Origin of the sequence: Agromyces indicus, assembly GCF_031432295.1 — a bacterium.
Classification (GTDB): Bacteria; Actinomycetota; Actinomycetes; order Actinomycetales; family Microbacteriaceae; genus Agromyces; species Agromyces indicus.
In genome coordinates, this window is record NZ_JAVKGS010000001.1 from 160,425 (window position 1) to 183,861 (window position 23,437).

13 protein-coding genes are annotated in these 23,437 nt (G+C 69.8%); 7 read left to right on the forward strand and 6 right to left on the reverse strand.

Translation table 11 applies throughout. From position 1 onward, the window contains the following. Window positions 1-15: 15 nt before the first annotated feature. From RH861_RS00745 to RH861_RS00755, 3 genes are read left to right on the forward strand one after another with little or no spacing between them, the layout of a single operon-like run. Window positions 16-2,490: a beta-glucosidase H gene (locus RH861_RS00745; protein WP_310519317.1), complete on the forward strand. Its 2,475-nt coding sequence runs from the start codon at window positions 16-18 to the stop codon at window positions 2,488-2,490. Window positions 2,491-2,516: 26 nt separating this feature from the next. After that, window positions 2,517-3,821 (forward strand): chromate transporter, encoded by a 1,305-nt coding sequence (locus tag RH861_RS00750; protein ID WP_310519318.1) that lies wholly within the window; start codon window positions 2,517-2,519, stop codon window positions 3,819-3,821. Between the two features lies 1 nt (window position 3,822). Next, window positions 3,823-4,449 carry a TetR/AcrR family transcriptional regulator gene (locus RH861_RS00755; protein ID WP_310519319.1) on the forward strand — a complete coding sequence of 209 codons (627 nt, stop codon included), beginning with the start codon at window positions 3,823-3,825 and terminating at the stop codon, window positions 4,447-4,449. Window positions 4,450-4,696: 247 nt separating this feature from the next. Here RH861_RS00755 and RH861_RS00760 read toward each other — a convergent pair whose 3' ends face one another. The 5 genes from RH861_RS00760 to RH861_RS00780 are packed head-to-tail and all read right to left on the reverse strand — an operon-like array spanning window position 4,697 to window position 16,074. Further along, entirely contained in the window at window positions 4,697-7,159 is a 2,463-nt protein-coding gene (locus RH861_RS00760; protein WP_310519320.1) for a glycoside hydrolase family 2 TIM barrel-domain containing protein, read from the reverse strand. Further along, window positions 7,156-8,610, reverse strand: coding sequence for an NAD-dependent epimerase/dehydratase family protein (locus RH861_RS00765; protein WP_310519321.1), 1,455 nt, complete (start codon window positions 8,608-8,610; stop codon window positions 7,156-7,158). The genes RH861_RS00760 and RH861_RS00765 overlap by 4 nt, the downstream gene beginning before the upstream one ends. Before the next feature lie 44 nt (window positions 8,611-8,654). After that, a complete protein-coding gene (locus tag RH861_RS00770; protein ID WP_310519322.1) occupies window positions 8,655-9,539 on the reverse strand; it encodes an alpha/beta hydrolase in 885 nt (294 codons plus the stop codon). Beyond that, window positions 9,536-14,668 (reverse strand): family 78 glycoside hydrolase catalytic domain, encoded by a 5,133-nt coding sequence (locus RH861_RS16370; RefSeq protein WP_310519323.1) that lies wholly within the window; start codon window positions 14,666-14,668, stop codon window positions 9,536-9,538. Before RH861_RS16370 ends, RH861_RS00770 begins: the two co-directional genes overlap by 4 nt. 44 nt (window positions 14,669-14,712) lie before the next feature. Continuing rightward, window positions 14,713-16,074: an MFS transporter gene (locus tag RH861_RS00780; protein WP_310519324.1), complete on the reverse strand. Its 1,362-nt coding sequence runs from the start codon at window positions 16,072-16,074 to the stop codon at window positions 14,713-14,715. Window positions 16,075-16,212: 138 nt separating this feature from the next. On the opposite strand from RH861_RS00780, the gene RH861_RS00785 reads away from it, so the two are divergent. After that, window positions 16,213-17,226 carry a LacI family DNA-binding transcriptional regulator gene (locus RH861_RS00785; protein WP_310519325.1) on the forward strand — a complete coding sequence of 338 codons (1,014 nt, stop codon included), beginning with the start codon at window positions 16,213-16,215 and terminating at the stop codon, window positions 17,224-17,226. Between the two features lie 743 nt (window positions 17,227-17,969). Here the strand turns inward: RH861_RS00785 and RH861_RS00790 are convergent. Next, entirely contained in the window at window positions 17,970-19,064 is a 1,095-nt protein-coding gene (locus RH861_RS00790) for an FUSC family protein (protein ID WP_310519326.1), read from the reverse strand. 81 nt (window positions 19,065-19,145) lie between these two features. On the opposite strand from RH861_RS00790, the gene RH861_RS00795 reads away from it, so the two are divergent. From RH861_RS00795 to RH861_RS00805, 3 genes are all read left to right on the forward strand, one after another. Then, on the forward strand, window positions 19,146-20,369 hold the full coding sequence (locus RH861_RS00795; RefSeq protein WP_310519327.1) for an ROK family transcriptional regulator: 1,224 nt from the start codon (window positions 19,146-19,148) through the stop codon (window positions 20,367-20,369). A 183-nt stretch (window positions 20,370-20,552) separates the two neighbouring features. Then, window positions 20,553-21,818, forward strand: coding sequence for an MFS transporter (locus tag RH861_RS00800; protein WP_310519328.1), 1,266 nt, complete (start codon window positions 20,553-20,555; stop codon window positions 21,816-21,818). 65 nt (window positions 21,819-21,883) lie between these two features. Beyond that, complete coding sequence (locus tag RH861_RS00805; protein ID WP_310519329.1) at window positions 21,884-23,431, forward strand: GMC oxidoreductase; 1,548 nt, start codon at window positions 21,884-21,886, stop codon at window positions 23,429-23,431. Window positions 23,432-23,437: the final 6 nt, after the last annotated feature.

The following is a 23,437-nucleotide window of genomic DNA, read 5'->3' on the forward strand; positions in this document are numbered from 1 at the left end:
CGATTGGAACGAAGCATGAACGACATCACCGCCACTGCGACCGCACGCGACTCCCGCACCCTCGGCCCCGACGCCCCCGAGTTCGACGATCTCCTTGCCCGGCTCACGCTCGAGGAGAAGGTGCGGCTGCTCACCGGCCGCGACTTCTGGTCGACCTGGCCGATCGAGAAGATCGGACTGCGCGCCATGGTGGTCTCGGACGGACCGAGCGGCGTCCGCGGCGAGGTGTGGGACGAGCGTTCCCCGTCGTTGAACCTGCCCTCCGCGACCGCGTTGTCGGCATCGTGGGATCCTCAGGTCGCGGCCCGCTACGGTGCGGCGTCCGCCGTCGAGGCCCGACGCAAGGGCGTGGACGTCGTGCTCGGGCCGACGATCAACCTGCACCGATCGCCCCTGGGCGGGCGGCACTTCGAGGCGTTCAGCGAGGACCCCGTCCTCACCGCCCAGCTCGCGGCGGCGTATGTGGACGGCGTGCAGCGGAACGGCGTCGGCGCGACGCCCAAGCACTACGTCGCCAACGACTTCGAGACCGAGCGGTTCACGGCTGACGTCCGGGTGAGCGGCCGGGCGCTTCGCGAGGTGTATCTCCGCGCGTTCGAGGACGCCGTCACCGAGGCGCACGCCTGGGTCGTGATGAGCGCGTACAACTCGATCAACGGTGCCACCGCGAGTGAGAACGAGCTGCTCGAGACGCCGTTGAACTCCGAGTGGGGCTTCGACGGCGTCGTCATCAGCGACTGGACGGCGGTGCGCAGCATCGAGAGCGCGAAGCACGCGCAGGACCTCGCCATGCCCGGTCCGGTCGGCGCGTGGGGCGATGCCCTTGTCGATGCCGTCCGACGCGGCGACGTCGATGAGTCCGCCATCGACCGGAAGGTGCGGCGCATCCTTCTGCTCGCCGCTCGTGTCGGCGCGCTCGAAGGGTTCGAGCCTGTGGCGCCGATGCCGCTGGAGGTCGACGACGGGGTCGCGTTCGCACGCGAAGCGGAGGTCGAGGGTGCCGTGCTCGTGGAGAACGACGGCATCCTGCCGCTGCCGGCGCCGAAGCGGATCGCGGTGATCGGACACAACGCGCGGAACGCGCGCACGCAGGGCGGCGGAAGCGCGACCGTCCTGCCGGAGAAAGTGGTCTCACCGCTCGAGGGCATCGCCGCGGCGTACCCGGCCGCCCAGATCACGTACTCGATCGGCGCGATCGTCCAAGAGGGGCTGGCCGAACTCGAGCGCGAGAGCATGCGAAACCCCGTGACCGGTGGACCGGGTGCGCGCGTCGAATTCCTCGACGCCGCCGGTAGGGTGATCTTCGCGGAGGACCGCTTCGCGAGCGGACTCGTCTACTTCGGAGGCGACGCGCCGATCTCGCGGATGAGCTCGCTTGTCCTCGAGACGGATTACGAGCCGAGCGAGACCGGTGCCGTCCGCCTTGGATTCGCCTCGGTCGGCGCCGGGCGGATCATGCTGGACGGTGAACTGCTCGGCGAGCTCTCGCCGACCGAGCCCGGCGACGATGTCGCCGGTGCGTTCCTCGATCCGCCGTCGGCGTCGCTGCCGGTCGAGTTCGAAGCCGGCCGCCCACGCCGGATCCGAGTGGAGTTCACACCGCGGCGGCTGGGCGGTGGCCTCGGGAACGCGTTCAGCATCACGGTCGGCACGGAACCCGCCGGCACCGACGCCGAGGCGCTGATCGCGGCGGCGGCGGCCGCTGCCGCCGACGCCGACGTCGCGGTCGTCGTCGTGGGCACCAACTCCGGCGTGGAATCGGAGGGCTTCGACCGCGCGGATCTGGCGCTCCCCGGCCGACAGGACGATCTCGTCCGCGCCGTCGCCCAGGCGAACCCGCGCACGATCGTCATCGTGAACTCCGGCTCGCCGGTGCTCCTGCCCTGGCGAGCGCAGGTCGCAGCGGTGATGCTGACCTGGTTCGGCGGACAGGAGTACGGCACCGCGATCGGCGCGCTGCTGAGCGGCGAGAGCGAGCCCGGCGGGCGGCTGCCCACGACCTGGCCCGCACGCCTCGAAGATGTCCCGGTCATCGCGGTCACCCCGGCCGGCGGTGTCCTCGCCTACGACGAGGGCATCCACATCGGCTACCGCGCCTGGCTCCGAGCCGGCAGTCGACCTGCCTACCCGTTCGGATACGGACTCGGCTACACCCGCTGGGAGATCAGGGACGTGAGCACCGGAGGCTTCCGAGGCGAGCATGCGACGGTCGACGTCACCGTCGTCAACACCGGCGATCGCGCCGGCAAGCATGTCGTTCAGGTCTACGCCGAACGCGCCGACTCGCGCGTCGACCGACCGGTCCGCTGGCTCGTCGGCTTCGCCGTGGTCCGAGCCGAGGCAGGAAGCTCGGCGCATGCAGCCATCCGGGTGTCTCGCAGGGACCTGGCCTACTGGGAGGACGGCTGGATCGAGGAGCCGGGCGAGTACCGGCTCCGGATCGGATCGTCCGTGCTCGACCTGCCGGCGGATGTCACGGTCACGGTATGACCAACCGGATCGGAAGCGAGCGCGTCGTGGGCGGCTGGCTGCGTCAGCTCGCGGCGATGCTCAAGGTCGGCGTCATCGGATTCGGGGGCGGCAGCGCACTCATCCCCGTGATGGAGAAGGAACTGGTCCGGCCGGGGCGGCTCTCCGACGGTGAGTTCGTCCAAGACACCGTGATCGCCAACATCACCCCGGGGGCGCTGCCGGTCAAACTGGCTGCGCTCTCGGGGGCCCGCCTCGGTGGATCCCGGCTCTCGTCGATGAGCGCGCTCGTCGTGGCGCTGCCCGGGACGGCTGCGACGGTCGCGCTACTGGCCCTGTTCGCACAGCTCGGCCCGGGCGCCATCCGCTCGATCGAGTTCGCCTCGCTGGGCGTGACTGCCTTCATCCTGTATCTGCTCGCGCACTACGTAGTGAAGGTGCTCGCGCCGGAGCACCGGGTGCGAACCATTCCGATCGTGATCGCGGTGATCGCATTCCTCGCGGGCGGTGCTGGCAAGACGGTCGAGCTGGGGCAGGAGCTGATCGGCGTCGACGCGGTCCGAGCCGTTCCGGAACTCTCGGCACTGGGGCTCGTCCTGGTGGCGCTCGTGGCGATCTCGATCCTGTCGCTGTGGCAGTACCTGCGGCGGCACCGGGTCGATGAGTCCGACTCGCATGAACCGCGTCCGGGTCAGATCCGGCGTGCCATCCGCTCGGTCGTCATGCTCGCAGGGATGACCGCCGTCGGCCTGTCCGTGTCGGTCCTCGTACCCCCGGCCGGGGACACGCTGCGCTTCCTCGGCCTGGTGCTCGCGTCGACCGTGACATCCTTCGGCGGTGGCGAAGCGTACGTCGGCGTCGCGGACGGGTTCTTCGTTGCCGGCGGGGACCTCGAGTCGAGCGTGTTCTACGGCCAGATCGTGCCGGTCGCCAACGCCTTGCCCGGGCCGATCCTCGTGAAGATCGCCGCAGGCATCGGATACGTGCTCGGCGGGGAGGCGGGGCTGCCGGCGGCTATCGCCGCCTTCCTCGTCGCCGTCGGATCGTGCAGCGCGATCGCGGTGGCCGTTCTCGCCGGGTACGACCGGGCCCGCAACTCACTGCTCGTCCGCAACGTGTCGACGTACATCATGCCGGTGATCTGCGGGCTCCTCGCCTCGACCTCCGTCGCGATGCTGCAGTCCAACGTACGAATCGCCGAGGAGGCCGGTGCACCAGCGGGGGTGACCGTGCTCGCCAGCATCGCGCTCGCGGCACTCGTACCGCTCGTCCGGATCCGCCTCAAGGTGCCCGACATCGTCTTCATCGTCGTGTTCGGCACGCTCAGCCTTGCCATCCTCGAGGTCATCTGAGATGCCGCCGACTGAAGACGCCCGCACATATGCGCCATCGCGTCCGCGCGGCCCGTATGCCAAGTCGGCGGTGACGCGACAGCGGATCATCGAGGCCGCCACAGCGGTCTTCTCCGTCCACGGATACTTGGCCGGGTCCACTACGGAGATTGCCGAGCGGGCCGGGCTCTCAGGAGCGCAGGTGTTCTACTATTTTCCCGACAAGACCGCGATCCTTCAGGCGGTGCTCGCGAATCGCGACCGCATTGCAGATGAGATCGCCGGACCGATTCCAGAGAATGCGGCAGAGATTCCCGAGGCGATCCTTCGGATCGCGAGGAACAATGAGTCGGCTCCCGGGTTCATCCGGCTCTATTCGATACTCGTGGCCGAGGCGTCCTCTCCGGAGCATCCCGGGAAGGAGTACTTCCGCGACCGCTACCGACGGCTCCGAATGCGCTTCGATTCGGTGTTCGCGGCGATGGAGAAGCAGGGGCTCCTCGCGCCGGGCGTCGACTCGACTTACGCCGCAACCTCGACCCTCGCGATCTGGGACGGGCTACAGCTGCAATGGCTGCTTGAACCCGAGGCGGTCAACGTCGCCAGCCAGCTCGGTAGGCACCTTGGGCTCATCACCCGGTCCGCTTGATGACTTGTCGATCGCCGCGACAAGGGCGACTCCGCCAGGGCCCTCCTGATCTGATGGCGAGGGATACGGGACATCAGGGCTGCGTCGCGGATGTGATCGGAACCAGCCCGCTCGCGCTTCAGCGGGCGGGGTTCGCCCGTTGATCCCGAGATCACATCATCCGTGTGCCACAGGGTTCGAGTGCAAGAGCCGCTCTCGTAGTCACTTGATGGTCACACCTTCCGACTTTCGGTCTCTCCGCCGCGGGTCAATAGCGCTGTCCCGAAGGCTCGATCACCTGGACCAGCAGCCGATCGGAACCGAAGTGCGCACCCGTCGCCTCGATCTCCGTTACACCGGCGCCGCGTGCCGCACGCAGGACCGCGAGTGCACGACCGCGGTACGTCGTGTGCTCGGGATCCGCGAACGATTCCTCGGTGGCGGGCGCGGCTGAACCGAAGCCCGCGAGTCGAGCCGACCCGGTGACCGTGAGCGAGACCGTGTCCGTCGCGCACATCTCGACTTCACCGTGTTCGTCGGCCAGCTCCAGCCAGACGAATGCGAGGTCATCTCCGTCGGCTTCGATCGCCGCCGCCTCGCTGCGCAAGCGCAGCGATACCGCTTCCGCGGAACGCAAGGAGGACCGGCCGGTCTCGCGGCCGTCGCGGTACCCGACCGCCACGAGCTCACCCGGCTCGTAGGGCACCCGGAAGCGCGCCACGAACCCGGCGCGGGGGCCCGCGGGACGTCGGCCGACGCGCCGGCCGTTGAGGAGCAGCTCGACCGACTCGTCTGCCGAGTACACCTCGATCTCTGCAACGCGACCTTCGCAGCCCGACCACGACCAACTGGCGACGGCATCCGAGCTGCGCCATGAGGTGCGTTGGACCTTTGCGCCGGTCAGGTCCACCGGACGCACCATGATCGCCGGGACCGATGCGAGGCCCCAGACCGCTCGCTGGAGGGCGAGCGGCGCGCCCGGCACTCCGGTGATGTCGAACGCGCCGGAGCCCGCAACGAGCGCCGGGTAGGGCTTCGCGAGCAGAGACGAGCGTCGGCCCGCGTCGTACTCCCAGGTGCCGATGCCGGTCTCGCCGAGGTAGTCCCATCCGGTCCAGGCGAAGTCGCCGATCACGTGCGGGAGCGGTTCGACGCGCGACCAGATCTCGGGCAGCTCGCCGAAGAGCGACTCGGTGCCGAGGATCACGCGCGTCGGATAGCGCCTGCCGTCGGCCTCATAGCGCGACCACGCGTAGTTGTAGCCCGCGACGTCGAGCTCGGCCATGACATCCCGCGTCGCGCGATCGGCGCCGGGCAGTCGCGACAGGAGCTGCGTGAGCCTCCCCAGCCGATTCGCGATCGCGTTGATCATCGTGCTCGAGATCCACGAGGGCCGGTTCTGAGTTCCGTCCGCCTTCGGCGGTGTCGTGTCGGCCTTCATGCCGGTGCGCGCTGCGATGGCGTTCAGCATGAAGTTGACCCCGGCGGTCACCGCCCGGTCGGCATCGAGATCGTGGACGAAGGCACGGAGGTCGCGGGCGACAGCAACCCCGTCGGCGGTGGAGGTTTCGGCGTTCTCGTTGCCGATCGAGTACATGATTACGCTCGGGTGCAGGCGATCCTTGCGCACCATCGAACGTGCGTCATCGCGCCAGGTCTCGGCGAACCGGTCGGCACCGTCGAACGCGGTCTTCGATCGGAACCACACATCGGTGAGCTCATCGACGACGTACAAGCCGATCTCGTCGCAGGCGTCGAGGAAGTCGCGTGAGAGCGGGTTGTGGGCGCTGCGGACGGCGTTGTACCCGGCGTCCTTGAGTAGCCTCGCCCGACGGAATTCCGCCGCCCGGAACGTCGCCGCACCGAGTACGCCGTTGTCGTGGTGCACGCAGGCGCCGCGCAGCAGGACCGTCTCGCCGTTGACGCGGAGCCCGAACTCGGGGCCGACCTCGATGGTGCGCAAGCCGATGCGAAGCGTCACTGCATCGAGTTCACGGCCGTGCCGGGCGAGCCGCAGGGCGAGCTCGTACAGGTGAGGGCGCTCGGCCGACCAGAAAGTCGCCTGGGGAACAGGCAGCTCGAGCTGCGCCACACCGTGTGCGACCGATCCGGTCGCCCTCGCCACGGTCACATCCGCATCGAACAGGGCCGCCGAGACGACGTCGCCGTCCTCAGAGTCCCCCAGAACCGGGACCCCTACGCGGACTGTCGCATCCGACCCGGAGCGGCGTGTCGTGAGCGCGACTCCGTGACGGTCGACATGGATGGCCGGCACCGCCTCCAGCCAGACCCTCCTGTAGATGCCGCTGCCGGTGTACCACCGCGAGCTCGGCTGGGCCGAGTTGTCGACGTCGACCTCGATGACGTTCTCGGCACCGGCCCGGACGAGTCCGCCGAGCGGCACCTCGACCTCTCGGTAGGTGCTGTCCCACGTGGCGGCATCGACGTCGTTCACGCGCACCCGGGTGCGACCGGCGACCCCCTCGAAGCGCAGCGAGAGCCGCTGCGCGGCGACATCCGCCGGCGCCTGCCAGACCTTGCGGTACCGGTAGCGGCCGCCGGGGAAGTAGGCGCCGTGCGAGCCGGACGGCGCCGCCGCCGAGCGGGGCTCGGCCAGCATGGCGTCGTGAGGGAGGTCGACCGCGCGACGGGGCGCGCCCGTGGAGTCGATGGTCCAGCTATCCGTGAATGGAACGACCCGGCGCCCCGACCCCATGGCGTCGCCGGTCACGTCGCCTCCCCGGTCACCTGCGCGAGGAATGCGTTGCGCTCGGCCTGCGCCGCGTACCCTGCGGCATCCGTCACGCAGACCGGGCACCAGTGGCCCGCGGTGAGCACGAGTCGAGGGCTGGCACTGAACTCGTGCCCGAATGCGCACGCCCACGCGATCGGCGTCGCGACGTCGCCGCGCACTATCTCGGTGCTGAGCAGGTGCCCGCCGCGGTGGGCCGCGACCTCGAGGTAGTCGAGCGCCGACCATTCGGTGGGGGGCTTCGACTGGTCGTATCCGTGGTCGAGCAGGCTCGGAACGCGCGAGGGGCTCGGCGGCTCGAATGTCGACCAGTCGCCGATCGCCTCCCATTCGGCGCGGGAGCCGAAGTGCGCCGTGATCTCGGCGTCGTCGCCGCGCCGGATCGCGGCCATGGTGCCGCGCGGCTTGCGCGTCAGCGGCTTCATGACCAGGTGCTTCACGACCCAGGCCGGCACCCGGCTGGCCGAGCGCACCGAGGCGGGCGCCGCGGCGATGGCCCGGGCTAGGGCGTCGTCGAACGTGTCGCGGCGGAACGGCACGAGCTTGTCCAGCCGGTCGCTGTCGACGTACCACTGGCCGTGGAAGTTGCGGGTGGCGAACCAGTCGCGGTCGTACCAGCGGCGAATGTCGCGGACCCCCATCGCCCGCCCGATCGCGGTCTGCAGCTCCCAGTTCGTGAGCCGCCATCCCTCGCCGCCGCCGATGTTGTAGACGCCGCCCCAGACCTCGTCGGGCACGTCGGCTTCGCAGAGGTTCGCGAGCAGCCGGGCCGAGTCCTCGGCGCTCGCCCACTCCATGACCCCGCCGAAGGGCGAGTGCGTCATGATCGGGTCGCGGATCTCGAGCATGCCGGGGTGGAAGATGCCGGTCTGCCGGAGCTGCACCCACTTGGGCAGTCCGGAGTCGACGAGGATGCGCTCGGCGACGACCTTGCTCTGCCCGTACTCGTCGTACTGCGAGACCCGGATCGGGTCGCCGACGCGTCCCCAGTGGCGCGGCGGATTGCGGCTTCCGGTCTGTGCGACCGAGCCGACGCCGACGATCGCGACCGAGGCCGGGTCGGGCAGGGCGAGCACGGCCTCGACGATGTTGCGGATGCTGCCGACGTTCACGCGGTGCGCGAGTTCGGGGCGTTCGTCTGCGAGCGGCGAGACGACCGCGCCGACGTGCAGCACGACGTCGACGCGGGCGACGCAGGCGGCGACGGTCGCGGCGTCGGTGAGGTCGCCCCATACGATCTCGAGGTTGGGCATGTCGTCGAATTCGGCGAGCGCCGCTCGGTCGCGCTCAGTCGGCAGGGCGAGGGCGATGGCGTCGATCCGATCGGCGCGCTCGCGCAGCTCCCTGAGCGTGGCGCGGCCCCAGTTGCCGGACGCACCGGTGAGCAGGACACGGCGGCGGCCCCGTGATGATTGGAACGTTTCAGTCATGGCGGATGCCTCCATGGTCGATGGCGATGGGCGGTGGCGGTAGGTCAGTGGCGGTCGAGCCAGCGGATGGCGCGAGACATCCCCTCGTCGAACGCGGCGGTGCCCGGCCGGTCGAGGAACCCATGCGAGGACTCGGGCACGATCTCGTTCGTCACGTCGACTCCGGCCTCCCCGAGCTCGGCGGCGAACGCCTCGCCCGATGCGCGCAGCGAATCGCGGTCGGCGTCGAGCACGAGCGTCGGCGGCACCCCGCTCAGGTCGTGCCCGCCGGGGAACGCCCAGGGGTCCTCCATCACCTCGGCGCGGCCCGCGTAGTTGCGGTTCATGCGCTCCACCGTCGACGGCCGGAACTGCATGAGCGAGTGACGTCCGCGGATGCGGGCCCGCAGCGCGCGGGAGATCGGCGGCAGCGCCGCGTGGTAAGTCCCGTACACGAGCAGCAGCCTGTCGGGGCGGGGCCCGCGCTCGGCGCCGAGCCGCAGCACGGCCGCCGCGGCGAGGCATGCGCCGGCGCTCGCGCCGCCGAGCACGAGCTCGCGGCCCGCGTCATCCGCCTCACGGCGCAGGGTGGCGACCGCATCGATCACGTCCTCCACCGGAACCGGGTACCGGATGCCCTCGAGCACGCCGGGGCGCGGACGCCGCCACCAGCTCCACGGCGGCACCCGGCGGTAGTCGACCGCGACGACCGGGTGCCCGGCCGCGGCGAGCGCGAGCCCGACGGCGTGCGACTCGAGCTGGTCGAGCCCGCCGTGCGAGAACGCGCCGCCGTGCAGCCAGATCACGAGCCCGGCGCCGCTGCCCGGACCGGCGATGGCGGCCTGCGGCTGGTACCGGCGCACCGGGATCGGGCCGTGACGACCTGGGAGCACGTCGTCCCAGGCCGTCACCGAGCCCGGAGCGGCGGCCGGCGCGGGCGCACGGCTCACGCGACCGGCTCCGGCTGGGCCGCGGCGAGGCTCAGCGCGATGAACCGGTCGAGCACGTCGTCGGCGAGGTCGACACCGGGGAACCGTGCGAACTGGCCCATCGGCATCGACTCGACCATCTTCAGGGCGTTCGCGTTCGCCTCGGCGGCGGCCTGTTGCTCGGCCGTGGCGTTCGCCATCATGCCCTGCATGAGCGCGGGCCCGACGACGGGGTGGCCGAACCACTCCTTGACCGTCGAGTCGAGGCTGAGCGCCGCGGGCCGGTCGACGTCGCCGTCGAGGGCGAGGTCGCGTGCCGCGACGATGTCACTCGCCGAGCGGCCGAGCTCCAGGCGGTAGGTGCCGGGGGCGACCCACCAGCGGGAGCCGCGCGCATCCCAGTGCGCAAAGGCACGGCGTTCGAGTTCGAGCGAGACGGTGGTCGCCTCGCCGGCAGCGAGCTCGACCTTCGCGAAGGCGCCCAGTTCACGGACCGGGCGGCGGACCTCCGAGGACGCGGGCGCGACGTAGAGCTGCACGACCTCGGCGCCGGCAACGTCACCGGTGTTCCGCACGGTGACCCGCGCCACGGCGGTGTCGGGCCCGTTCGCCTCGACGTCGAACACCTCGACCTCGAAGCCGGTGTAGCTCAAGCCGTGTCCGAACGGGTACCGCACGGCGCGGTCGGCGCTCGTGTAGTAGCGGTAGCCGACGAAGACACCCTCGCCGTGCCGCGCGATCTCCTGCTCACCGGGGAAGTTCAGGTACGCCGGGGTGTCGGCGAGCGCGAGCGGGATGGTCTCGGCGAGCCGGCCCGATGGGTTCACCGCACCGGTGAGCACGTCGGCGAGCGCGCCGCCGACGGCTTGGCCGAGCGCCCAGCCCTCGACGATCGCGTCGACGTCGTCGTGCCAGGGGTCGAGCGAGACCACGCCGCCGTTGGACAGGACCACGACGGTGCGCTTCGCGACGGCGGCGACCGCCTGGATCGCGGCGACCTGCGCGGCGGGCAGGTCGAGGTGCTCACGGTCGAAGCCCTCCGATTGGTCGATCTCGTACAGCCCGGCGAACACGACGGCGACGTCGGCGGATGCCGCGGCGGCGCGCGCCTCGGCGAGCAGCGCGCCGGCGGTCTCGTCGCCGGCTCCACGCGCGTACCCGGCCGCGTAGGCGATCTGGTTGTCGCCGAGCGAGCGCCGGAGCTCGTCGAGCGGCACGTCGACGCGGGTCGCGTTCACGTGCGAGCTGCCCCCGCCCTGGTACTGCGGGTCGACCGCGAGCTCGCCGATCACGGCGACGCGCCGGCCGGCGCGCAGCGGGAGGGTGGCGTCCTCGTTGCGGAGCAGCACCACCGAGGCCGCGGCCGCGCGTCGGGCGAGCGCGTGGTTCGCGTCGACGTCGAACGCGGAGGGTGCGTCCGCGACATCCGTCGACGGAGCCGTCTGCTCGGCGAGACGGCGCAGCCGCTCGACGCTCGCCTCGACCACCGAACGGTCGATCCGCCCCTCGCGCACCGCGGCGAGGATCGCGTCGGTGCCCTCGTCGCCCGTGCCCGGCATCTCGAGATCGAGCCCGGCGGCGAGCGCCTCGACCCGATCCTTGATCGCGCCCCAGTCCGAGACGACGAGGCCGTCGAACCCCCACTCGTCGCGCAGCAGTTCGGTGAGCAGCCACCGGTTCTCCGACGAGAACACGCCGTTGATCGCGTTGTAGGCGCTCATGACCGTGGCCGGCGCGGCATCCTTCACGACCCGCTCGAATGCGGGCAGGTAGATCTCGCGCAGGGTGCGCTCGTCGACCTCGGCGCTCACGCGCATGCGGTCGGTCTCCTGGCTGTTCACGGCGAAGTGCTTGAGCGACGCGCCGACGCCCGTCGACTGCAGGCCGCGCACCCACTCGGTGGCGAGCACGCCCGTCAGGCGCGGATCCTCGGAGAGGTACTCGAACGTGCGGCCGCCGAGCGGCGAGCGCTTGATGTTGATGCCGGGCCCGAGCACGACGTCGACGCCGAGCGCGCGGGCCTCGCGGCCGATGGCCTCGCCGATCTCACGGGCGAGCACCGGGTCCCAGCTCGAGCCGAGCGCGACCCCGGGCGGGAAGCACGTCGCCGGAACGCTCGCGTTGAGACCGAGGTGATCTTCGCCTTCGCGCTGCAGGCGGATGCCGTGCGGCCCGTCGACGAGCGTGAGCGAACGGATGCCGCGGCCCTCGCGCGTCGCCCAGAAGCTCGCGCCGCTCAGCAGTGCCGCCTGCTCGGCGAGGTCGGCGTCGGCGGCCGCTGCCTCCTCATCCGTGGGCTCGGGCGCGGTGAGGACGTCCGCGGGCACCTCCTCGCCCGCCGAGACGGCGGCGAACCCGCGCTCGAGGTCGGCGAGCACGGCATCGGGATGGGGCAGCAGAGCCGCGATCTGCCGAGGCGTGAGCTCGTCCTGGCCGCGGAATCCGGCAGACATGTGCTCGGCGGCCTCGGGCACGTACTTGGTGATGACGCCCGTCAGCACACCGAGCGCGGCGGTGTCGTCGATGAGGTCGCCCAGCGAGGTGTCGACCGTGACGACGGCTCGCTCCACTGACTCGACCTCGAACGGCTCGGTGAACCCGTACGTGCCGTGCTCGAGGCCGAGGTGCTCGGCGCCCGAGGGCAGCACGACATCGGCGGTCGCGCCGACCGGCACGGTCACCTCGAGCTCGAGCGTGCCGTCGGCGAGCCGCCACGCGCTCGACGCCGTTCCGTACGGCGTGCGCAGCTTCGCCGATGCCGACGTGAGGCCGCGCCGGGGCGGCTGCGGTGCGAACCGGATCCGGCGGTACCCCGGGGCGTCCGGCGCGAGTCCCGCGACGACCCGGTGCAGCCAGTCGCCCACCGCGCCGAACGCGTAGTGGTTGAATGAGGTCATCCCTGCGGGGTTCACGGTGCCGTCCGGCAGCATCGAGTCCCAGCGCTCCCAGATGGTGGTCGCGCCCTGCTTCACGGCGTACAGCCACGACGGCGCCTCGGTCTGCAGCAACAGGCGGTACGCGACATCCGCGTGGCCGTTGGCGCTCAGCGCGTCGGTGATCAGCGGGGTGCCGATGAAGCCCGTCGCGATGCGGAATCCGTTGCCGCGCACGATGTCGGCGAGCTGGTCGGCGGCGCGTCGGCGCTCGCCGTCATCGGGGATCAGGTCGAACTGCAGGGCGAGCGCATACGCGGTCGCCGAGTCGGAGAGCAGGCGCCCCGACCGCGCGACGTACTCCCGGTGGAAGGCGGCACGCACCTCGTCGGCGAGTGCCCCGTAGCGCGCGGCATCGTCATCGCGGCCGATCAGCGCCGCTGCATCCGCCACGATGCGCGCCGACCGGGCGAAGTACGCGGTCGCCACGATCTCGGGGTACGTCTGCGCCGCCTCGGGCCGGCCGGCGGGTGCGAGCGGGTCGAGCCAGTCGCCGAACTGGAACCCGGCACTCCAGATGCGGTCCTCCCCCGCAGCCGCCTCGACTTGGTCGACCCACGCCGCCATGCTGTCGAACTGACGCTCGAGCGCGCCGAGGTCGCCGAAGCGCTCGTACATCGTCCAGGGGACGACGGTCGCGGCATCCGCCCAGCCGGCCGTCGGGCCGGTATTGCCGACCGTGATCGCCGGCACGATCATCGGCACGCCGCCATACCTGGTCTGCTCCGCCGCGAGGTCGCGCAGCCACGACGCGAGGAAGCCCGACGCGTCGGCGAGGAACGATGCGGTCGGTGCGAAGACCTGCAGGTCGCCGGTCCATCCGAGGCGCTCGTCGCGCTGCGGGCAGTCGGTGGGCACGTCGACGAAGTTGCCGCGCATGCTCCAGACGACGTTCTCGTGCAGGCGCTCGACGAGCGGGTCGGATGCCGCGAACTCGCCGGTGCGCTCGAGGTCGCTGCTCAGCACCTCGGCGACGATCGCGGCGGGATCGAATTCGTCCGGCCAGCCGTCGACCTCCGCGTAGCGGAACCCGTGGAACGTGAACCGCGGCGCCCAGGTCTCCTCTCCGTCGCCGCGGAGCGTGTAGCGGTCGGTCGCCTTCGCGGTGCGCAGCGGTTCGGTCGCGAGCTCGCCGTGCTCGAGCACCTCGGCGTGACGGAAGGTCACGACGTCGCCGGCCTCGCCCGAGACCGTGATGCGTAGGCGACCGACGAGGTTCTGCCCGAAGTCGAGGATCCGCTTGCCCGACGGACTCGTGATCACCTCCCGCACGGGCAGGGTCTCGACCACGCGCACCGGCGCGCCATCGGGCGCGACGAGCGTGGCGGGGTCTCGATCCTGGGCGACGGATGCCTCCCAGCCCGCGTCGTCGACGCCGGCCGTCGACCACGCCGCCTCGTGAGCGCGTGCGTCGAAGTCCTCACCGTCGTAGAGGTCGGACGCCCGGATCGCACTCGAGCCGACCATCCAATCAGTGCCGGATGCCACGACCTGCCGCCGCCCGTCGGCGTACTCGACCTCGAGCTGCGCGAGCACGCCCAGCCGATCGCCATAGAACCCGTCGCGACCGTCCCAGCCGAGGCGACCGCGCCACCAGCCGTCGCCGAGCCACGCGCCGAGCACGTTGCGACCCGGACGCAGCAGGTCGGTCACGTCGAACGTCGCGTATCGAAGGCGCGACTCGTACGCCGACCAGCCCGGCGTCAGCTCGTGGTCGCCGACGCGCACCCCGTTGATCTCGAGTTCGACGAGCCCGTGGGCGGTCGCGTAGAGGCGCGCCCGGACGATCGGCACGTCGTCGAGGTCGGCGATGCCGCGCACCAGCGGCGATCGCTCCCCCGCGAACGCGCCATCGGGGTCCGGACCGACCATCCGCGCCTGCCAGTCCGACGGCTCGAGTAGGCCGGCCTCGACCGCGGACCACTCGCTCCATTCCGACGCCGCGCCGCCTTCCCCGGTCACTCGGACCCGCACCTCGCGCCGCTCGCGGGAAGCCAGCGGGGCGAACGGCCACGGCATGAGCACCGAATCGGCGCTGTCGACGGCATGCACGGCCGGCGCTGCGCCATCCGTCGCCCTCGACTCGACCTCGTAACGCGCCTGACGCCACCCGGCGGGCGCCGACTCGACGATCCAGCTGAGGCGGGGCTCGGCCTCGCCGATGCCGAGCGCGTCGCGGTGGTGCTCGAAGCGGACGGGAGTGATGGTGATGTTCACGAGGGGTCCTTCACGGGGTTCGGAGGTCGGAGGTCGCGGGCGGCTCAGCGCACCGAGCGGATGCGGAGGATGACGAGGCCGCCGGCGAGCACGAGCGCCGCGGCGACGATGAAGAGGAGCGAGTAGTTCTTGTCGCCGCCCGTGACCCCCACGAGGAGGATCGCGGAGGCGACGAGCGGGCCGGCGGACTGCGGGATCGAGGTGGCGAAGCCGGTGATGCCCATGAACCGTCCGGCGTCGGTGGTCTTCTCGGGCAGCACGTCGAGTAGGAGCGCCTGGTCGACGGCCGAGAACATGCCGATGCCCGTCGAGACGATGAGCGACCCGGCGATGAGCAGCGGCAGGTCGGATGACAGCGCCATGAGCACCATGCCGACGGCCATGAGCGCGCCACCAGTGACGACGAAGACTTTGCGGCGACGGAACCGGTCGGAGAGGAACCCGCCGCCGAGTGCGCCCGCGGTCACGGCGAGCACGCCGACGCCGCCAAGGGTGGCGATGATGCCGGCCACCTCGGTGACGTCGACGCCGAGGCGGTTGGCGAAGAAGAAGGCCGTGAACGTGGTGTTCAGCGTGAGGCCGAAGTAGAAGAGGAAGCGGCCGAGCCAGTTCCACGAGAAGTCGGGGTAGCGGCGCGGGTCGTAGACGTACTTGCGCAGCAGGCCGCCGACGGTCAGCGCATCCTTCGGCAGACCGCGGCTGTCGTCCTCGTGCACGAGCGTGACGAAGAGCGTGACGAGCACGACGCCGACGGCGCCCGGGATGAGGAACAGCAGCAGCGCGTCGCCGGTGAACCCGACGGTGAGGATCACGCCGAAGACGGGCGCGACCTGCGTGGCGAAGCCGGTGAGCCCGGCGACCTTGCCGCGCTGTTCCTCGGGCAGCCGGTCGGCCGTCGAGTTCTGCAGGTTGCCGAGCACCGTGCCCCAGCCCCACTGCGCGAGCACCCAGCCAAGGCCGAGGACGAACACGTTCGGCGCGAGGGCCATCACGACGAGCGAGAGGACGCCGACCACCATGCCGCCGATCATGAACGGGCGGCGACGGCCGATGGCCGTCCGGGTGCGGTCGCTCCACACGCCCATGAACGGCGCGGTGAGCATGACGAACAGCGCGCCTGCACCGGTGATGTAGCCGAGCACCTCCTCGCGACCGGGGGCGAGCTCGTTCAGCCGGATCGACAGCGAGATGGCGAGCGGGGTGATGAAGGCCATGAAGACGCCGAACTGCGCCAGGACCATGAACCAGATGTAGCGGGCGTTCACCTTGGGCAGGTCGCCGGCGGCGTCGTGCCGCCGCTCGGCATCCCGCTCCTCGGCGATCGCCTCGGGGTCGACGGTCGCGGTGGGCAGCGGGGAGGGCACCGGGGTGACGATGGGCTCGTCGTCGCGGTCGATGGGATTCATCAGGACTCCGTTGTCAGGTGAGTGGGGACAGTGTCTGCGATATCCGCTCGACTCGCTACTAGCGCGTGCTAGCGAATGCAGCCGATGCTACATTGGGGAACTAGCGCGCGCAAGTACCGACACAGGAGGAGGTAGCCGATGTCGCAGACGACCAGTCCACGCCGGGTCACGGCAGCCGATATCGCCCGCTCCCTCGGCATCTCCCGCGCAACGGTTGGTTTCGTCCTGAACGACACGCCCGGCCAGACCATCTCGGAGGCGACCCGCACCCGCGTGCTTGATGAAGCCAAGCGGCTGGGCTACCGCACCAACATCGCGGCCCGCGCCCTCGCCAGCGGACGCTCGCGCATCGTGCTGCTCGTGCTGCCTGACTGGCCACTCGACTTCAACCTCCGGCGCAATATCGAAGAGGCGTCGCTCGCACTCGACGAGGCCGGCTACGCGCTCATCACCTACACGCCGCACCCCACCGGCCACGCCCGCCCGCTCTGGGAGACCCTGCAACCCGACCTGGTCATGTCGATGACACCCTGGGCTCCCGGGCAGGCGGCCGCGATCCGAGCGGCCGGAGTCGCACGCATCATCCCCGACCCCGAACATGCGACCGTTGAGGAGTGGACCGAGGACGGGCCCAGCCTGCAGATCCGCCACCTGCACGACCTCGGGCACCGCGCGATCGCGTTCGCCGGCTCAGCCGACCCGCGCGTCGCGGACCTCGTGCGGCTGCGGCGACGTGCCGCGGAGCAGGCCGCGGATTCGCTCGGCCTCGATGCGCTGCCCACCGACGACCTCGAGTTGACGGATGCCTCGGCCCGTGCTGCGCTCAGCACCTGGCGCGCTCAGGGGGTCACGGCCGTGGCGGCGTACAACGACGATGTGGCCGGCGCCCTGGTAGGCGCCGCGCTTCGCACGGGGCTCTCCGTGCCCGGCGAGCTCTCCGTCATCGGGCACGACGACACCCCCCTCGCGTCGATGCTGGAGCCGACCCTGTCCACGATCCGTGTGGATACGGCCGGCCTCGGCCGCTTCTTCGCCGACCTCGCGCTCAGCGCGGTCGAGGGGCGCCCCGCGCCGAGTGTCGCCCCCGAGCTGCGCGCGACGCTGGTCGAGCGCGCATCCACGGCGCCGCGCGACGCCACAGCGCTTCGATAGCGCGCGATCTCTCGCCCCGAGGCGAGTCAGCGCAGCTCGATCGCCCAGTTCCTTTCCGGCATCTCGCCGTTGCCTTGGCTCGGTGACCGCGGCAAGTCGACAGGCCTCAACGAACGGGCCGCTCACGATTAACTCACGGTTTTGCCGAGTTCACGGTGGCCCACTCGGATTCACATTCCGCGTGATTCCGCGGCTCATGAGTTCGAGTGAAGCACTATGAATCGGCACTTAGGAACTTCTGCTTCCCAAGCAGACAGCGCGGGTTCGATTCCCGTCATCGGCTCTTCGTATATTGCCTGATCAAGGACACTTTTTCCGCTCCCGAAGTTCGCATGGAAGCGAACCGGTCGCCGGGGATGGCGCGGAAACAGTCCACGCGGCGGGGCCTCAACGGGTTCGCAGGGCTCATCTGGGATTTTCAAGCCAGCACGCCCGCGACTCTCGATTGCAAAATCGCTCTGGTAGTCACTTAATGGTCACAAATTCGAGCGAACAATCGTTTGGGCGGCCCTCGGAGACGGTCATTCAACTCATCGATCCCGGTCGGCGCGTGCCTCGGCGTCGGAGTGATTCGCACCGGGTCTGCGCGACTTCGCGCGGCAAGCCCTGACGCAGGGTTCACTCCATTGATCCGCCATGTTCGGCACGGTTGGCGACGTTATGCACGACGAGGCTCCGGCCCGGATACGCGGGGGAGCGGCAGGTCAATGTGGGGTTGCTGACGATAGCGCCCACGTCACTCGTCAGTCTTCGCCAGCACGCTCCGAGAGATCATCTCCCGCGAATCGACGGATGAAGACGCGCGCGGCAACGAGCAGGAGCACAGCGACGGCGATTCCGACCAGGGTGGAGAGGACCCGGTCGAGTACGAGTCCGTCCGGCGCCGTGGGGTGCGAGATATAGCTCAGGATCAAGGCGAGCGGGGTGATGCAGACCACGGCGATGCCGTAGTTCCGTTCGACGAACATCTCGGTGAGGAACTGCAGTACCGCGACGGCCGCGGCGAGCACCCAGAGGGGAGGCGAGAACATGAGCAGCACGTACCCGATCAGGACGCCGACGAGTGTGCCCGCGACGCGGAGGATCGCTCTGCCGAAATGTTGAGTAAGGCTTGCACCTACTAGGGGCACGGTGGCGGACACCGCCGCCCAATAGGCGTGTCCCAGTTCCAGGGTCAACGCGAGGCCGCCGGCGAGCAACGGTGCGCCAGCGTAGATGAAGGACTTCTCGAGGAATTCAACTGACCTGAAACGTGCACCGCGAGTCGTGACCGGAATCAGCGCGACCTGGCTCACGCGTTGCGCGACGAGGACTGCTTGACCGACGACGACGCCGAACAGCGCGGCGATCGTGGATGCCAGGAAGGCGACCGGCAGGGAGGACCAGGACTGAGGTAGGGACGAGACGGTGCCGGTCGCGAACACGAGGAAGAGTGACGGAACGGGGAGCCATCCGAAGCGCTCGGCGCAGGCGAGTCCGAGCAGCGAGACGAATGCCATCGCGAGCACAGCGAACAACGGCTGCTGAGGAACGGCGCCGGCTGAAACACCGAGGCAGACTGCGAGCACGAGAATCGCGCTCGTTCCAAGTTGAACACGAAGTCGATCGCGGCCGGCCAGTCGCTTCCCGTACACGGAGCTGAGTGACCCGAACACCGCATACGGAAGCAGATCGGCACGGTCAAGTGCGAGCAGGACGACGATGGGAACGCTGACGCTGATGGCGACCTGCAGCGCGCCCCAATGATTCTGAGCGTACGGGCCGATCCGGATGACTTCCGACCACACCTCGCGCGCAGCCTGCCGCCACTCGCCATAACGCGAGGGGCGGGATGGCATGCCGCGAATCATACGAGATAGTGTTGCTCAGTCCCGTCCGTGGTGCCTAATCATTCTGTTCTCGAACGGTATAGTGAGATCATGCGTCAATCCGATTCCGCACCCCAGCAGGAGCCCGCCGGCAAGCGTGGCCAGACTGGCTTCCGGCAGGCCAACGTCAAGCGAGTGCTCGACGCGCTTCGCGTCGGTGGGCCCGCCTCGCAGGCCGCTCTGGCCCGTACGACCGGCCTGTCGCCATCCACCATCAATGCGATCGTGAGGTCGCTGCGCGACCAGGAGCTCATCGAGTCGAGGTCGCTGAACGGCCGCGAGTCAGTGGTCGCGCTGGTTGCGAGGCGCGGCGCCGTTGTCGCGTTGCACGTCGGCGCGACCGAGTTGCACGCAGCCTTGTTCGACTTCGAGCGGGAGCGTCGGGTCGACCGCCGTCGGGCCGTCATCGACGATCTCAGCGCCGCGGGGCCGGGCATGGCCGCAGCCCTCGTGCGCGAACTCGTCGCCGAAAGCGAGCTTGAGCTTTCGCAGGTCGACGTGGTGGGCGTGGCGATGCAGGCGCCGATCGCGCGGAACGCCGGCACCGTCGCATCGTGGGCCGCGGCGCAGCTGCCCGGATGGCGCGACGCCGTCATCCGCGACGAACTGTCGCGCTCGCTCGAGGTCGAGGTCGTCGTCGACAACGACGCCAACTGTGCCGGTCTGGCCGAGTGGACCTGGGGCGCGGGCCGCGGCAGCGACGACTTCTTCTACGTCCTGGGCTCGAGCCACGTCGGCGGCGCATTCATCCTCAACGGCAGTGTCTACCGCGGCGGCGACGGGCTGGCGGGCGAGATCGGCCATATGGTCGTCGATCCCGCCGGACCGATCTGCGTCTGCGGAAGCCGGGGCTGCCTGACCATGTACGCCTCCGAGCCGGCCATGCTCGCCGCACTGACCTCCAGCAACGGCGACATGCGTTCGATGACCGACATCATCGCGGCATCCCGGGACGGCGACCTCGCCGCCCGTGGCGTGCTCTATGACGTCGGCCGCCTGCTCGGTCGGGCCCTCGCCAACGTCGGCAAGATGATGGCGCCAGAGGTCATCGTCATCGGCGGCGAACTCCGCACGGCAGGCCGGCCCCTCTTCGAAAGTCTCGGTTCCGCCGTCGAAGTCGCGAGCCTTCGAGCGGTCTCACCCACCATTGAGTTCCGGCCCGCTGAGCTCACCGCCGACGTGGTGCTGCTCGGGGCCCTCGTTGCAGGACTCGAGCACCGCGAAACCCCGCTCAGCGAGCTCCCCGACTGGACACGGCGCGATCTCATCGCTTGAGAAACAAACGATCACGTGTGTGTTGACACAAGAATGATTCAGTTCTAGCATGCTCTGGCCTTGAGGGGCTTCCTGAATGTTCTAAAACCGAATGGTCTGGTGATCTCGATGAAGAGAAATCAACTCACAAGCGACAACGAGACGCCCACGGCGGCGTTCTCCTCCCTACCCACCGACGAAACGGTGAGCGGCAATCGTACGATCTTCGTGCGATTGACCCTGATGATGCTGCTCGAGTTCATGGTGTTCGGATCCTGGTTCGCGACCTTCGGACTCGTGCTCGCCACGAACGGGCTCGCGGACATCATCGGTCTCGCGTATTCGCTCGCCGCGGTCGCGGCGATCGTGTCGCCGATGTTCCTCGGGGCGATCGCCGACCGCTTCCTGGCCTCGCAGAAGGCGCTCGGCATCGCCCACATCCTCGGCGGACTCGTGATGCTCTCCCTGCCGCTCGTCGTCACGGCGGGCAGTGGCGCGGTGGCGCTCGGGCTCATCTTCGCCTACATGATCTTCTTCCAGCCGACCCTGGGTCTTACGAACTCGATCGCCTTCCGGCATCTCGGCGAGAACCAGAAGCTGTTCCCGTACATCCGCGTGTTCGGCACGCTCGGCTGGGTGATCGCTGGTCTCGGAGTCGGCGCGCTCGGTCTGTCCGCTTCGGTGAACCTGTTCTATGTCACGGCGGGCGCGAGCATCGCGCTCGGTCTTTACGCGTTCACGCTGCCGTCGACCCCCGCGCCGGCGAAGGGTGTGCGGTTCTCGATCGGCGACCTCGTGGGTGCGAAGGCGTTCACGCTGCTCCGCTACCGCAACTTCGCCGTACTGATGATCTGCGCGCTGCTCACGGCCATCTCGCTCGGCGTGTACAACGCGTGGGCGTCGCCGTTCCTCGGCGCACTCGGCATCGAGAACGTGGCCGGTGTGCTCGCCATCGGCCAGGCGGGCGAGGTGCTATTCATTGTCACCATCCCGCTGGTCCTCAAGTACGTCGGCATGAAGTGGGCGCTGCTGGCAGGCATGGTGATGTGGGGCGTCCGCTTCGCACTGTTCATCGTCGCCGCTGACGGCCAGACGTGGGTCGCCATCCTCGCGATCGCGCTGCAGGGAATCTGCGTCGACTTCTTCCTGGTCCTTGCCGCGATGTACATCGGGCGGGTCGCGCCGGTCCAGTTCTCCGCGCAGGCGCAGAGCATGCTGATCCTGGTCATCTCCGGCTTCGGGCAGTTCTTCGGCTCGCTGCTCTCCGGCTGGGTGTTCGCCAACACGGTCGCCGCGAATCCGGACGCCGGCCCCACCGCATGGACCCCGATGTGGCTCATCCCGATCGTGTCCGCGATTCTCACCGCGATCATCTGGACCGTCTTCTTCCGGTACAACCGCAAGGAACCGCTGACGATCCTTGGCACTGACGAAGAGGCGCCCGCCCGGGACTCCGCCGTCGCGCACTGAACGAACACGTTCGTTCGCCACTCGCAAGCAGGCGCAAGCGCGCCCCGATACGGAAAGCACCACTCATGAAGGACACCTACGACGTCGTCGTCATCGGCAGCGGCCCCGCCGGCGCCACGTACGCACGCACCATTAGGACCGCGGCTCCCAACGCTCGGATACTCATGGTCGAGTCCGGTCCCGCCGTCACCGATCCGCTCGGACGCCACGTCCGGACGATCTCCGAGCCTCGCGAACGCGTCGCTGCGCAGTTCGCCTCGCAGGGCCCGGCAGCCAACCCGGCGGACTACGACGAGGCCGTGGCTCGGGCGCTCTCCCCGTCCCGCGGTCGCTCGAGCGGGCTCGCCGCACGACCCGGCACCTGGCTGCTCAACCCCACCCCGACCTCGAACGGCGAGACCGGCTTCCAGGCCGCCGCGCTCTCCAGCAACGTCGGCGGGATGGGCATCCACTGGTCCGGCGCGAGCCCGTGGCCCGGAATCGGCGAACGTAGCACCGACCTCAGCGATCGCGAGTTCGACTCCGCGCTCGATGAGGCACGGCGTCTGCTGCTGGTTACCCAGCACGCGTTCGACCACGCTCCGCTCGGCGCGGAGGTGCGCCACCTGCTCGGCAACCACTACGACGCCGGCCGGCGTGCTGACCGGCGCGTGCAGCCGATGCCGCTCGCGATGGAGGTCCAGCAGACCGGCGAGCGGTACTGGACCGGGCCCGGCGCGATGCTCGGCGACCTCCTGGTTGCGGCCGACGCCGATGGTTTCGAGCTGCGCGCGGAGACCACAGCACGCCGGATCCTGACCCGCAACGGCGACGCCGACGGGGTGCTCCTGTACGACCGGCGCGAGGATCGCGAGTACGAGGTCGGCGCACGGTTCGTCGTCGTCGCCGCCGACTCGCTCCGTTCACCGCAGCTGCTCCACGCGTCCGGCATCCGGCCGACCGCGCTCGGTCACTACTTGAACGAGCACACCATGACTACGAGCACGATCCAGCTCGACCCGTCCCTGCGCGCTGCGGCCGAGGGAGTGCGAAAGACCAGCGAAGGCGCCGTCGACCTGCTCGCGGGGGTCAGCTGGATCCCGTTCGACGAGCGGACCTTCCCGTTCCACGGCCAGATCACCCAATGGGATGCCTCCCCCATCCCGGTCGACGCGTCGTTCGAGGCATGGCCGGGTTCCGTCGTGGAGTGCTCCCTGTTCATGGGCAAGGTCGACGTGCGGTTCGAGGACCGGGTCGAGTTCGACGACGACGAGCTGGACTTCTTCGGAATGCCCGCCATCCGGATCCACTACACATTCACCGACAACGATCAGGCTCGACTGGACCAGGCCGTCCGCGAGGCCGGCCGCGTCGGCGAGCTGCTCGGCTCGGCGATCAATGGCCTCGAACCGGTCGTGATGCCGCACGGGGCATCCCTGCACTACCAGGGCACCACGCGATTCGGCACCGACGACCAGACCAGCACGCTCGACACGAGGATGCGGGTCTGGGGCACCGACAACGTGTACGTCGGCGGCAACGGCACCATCCCCACCCCCGCCGCGTGCAACCCCACCCTGACCAACGTCGCGCTGTCGGTGGTCGGCGCCCGCAACCTTGCCGAGCGGATCTGAGGAGGC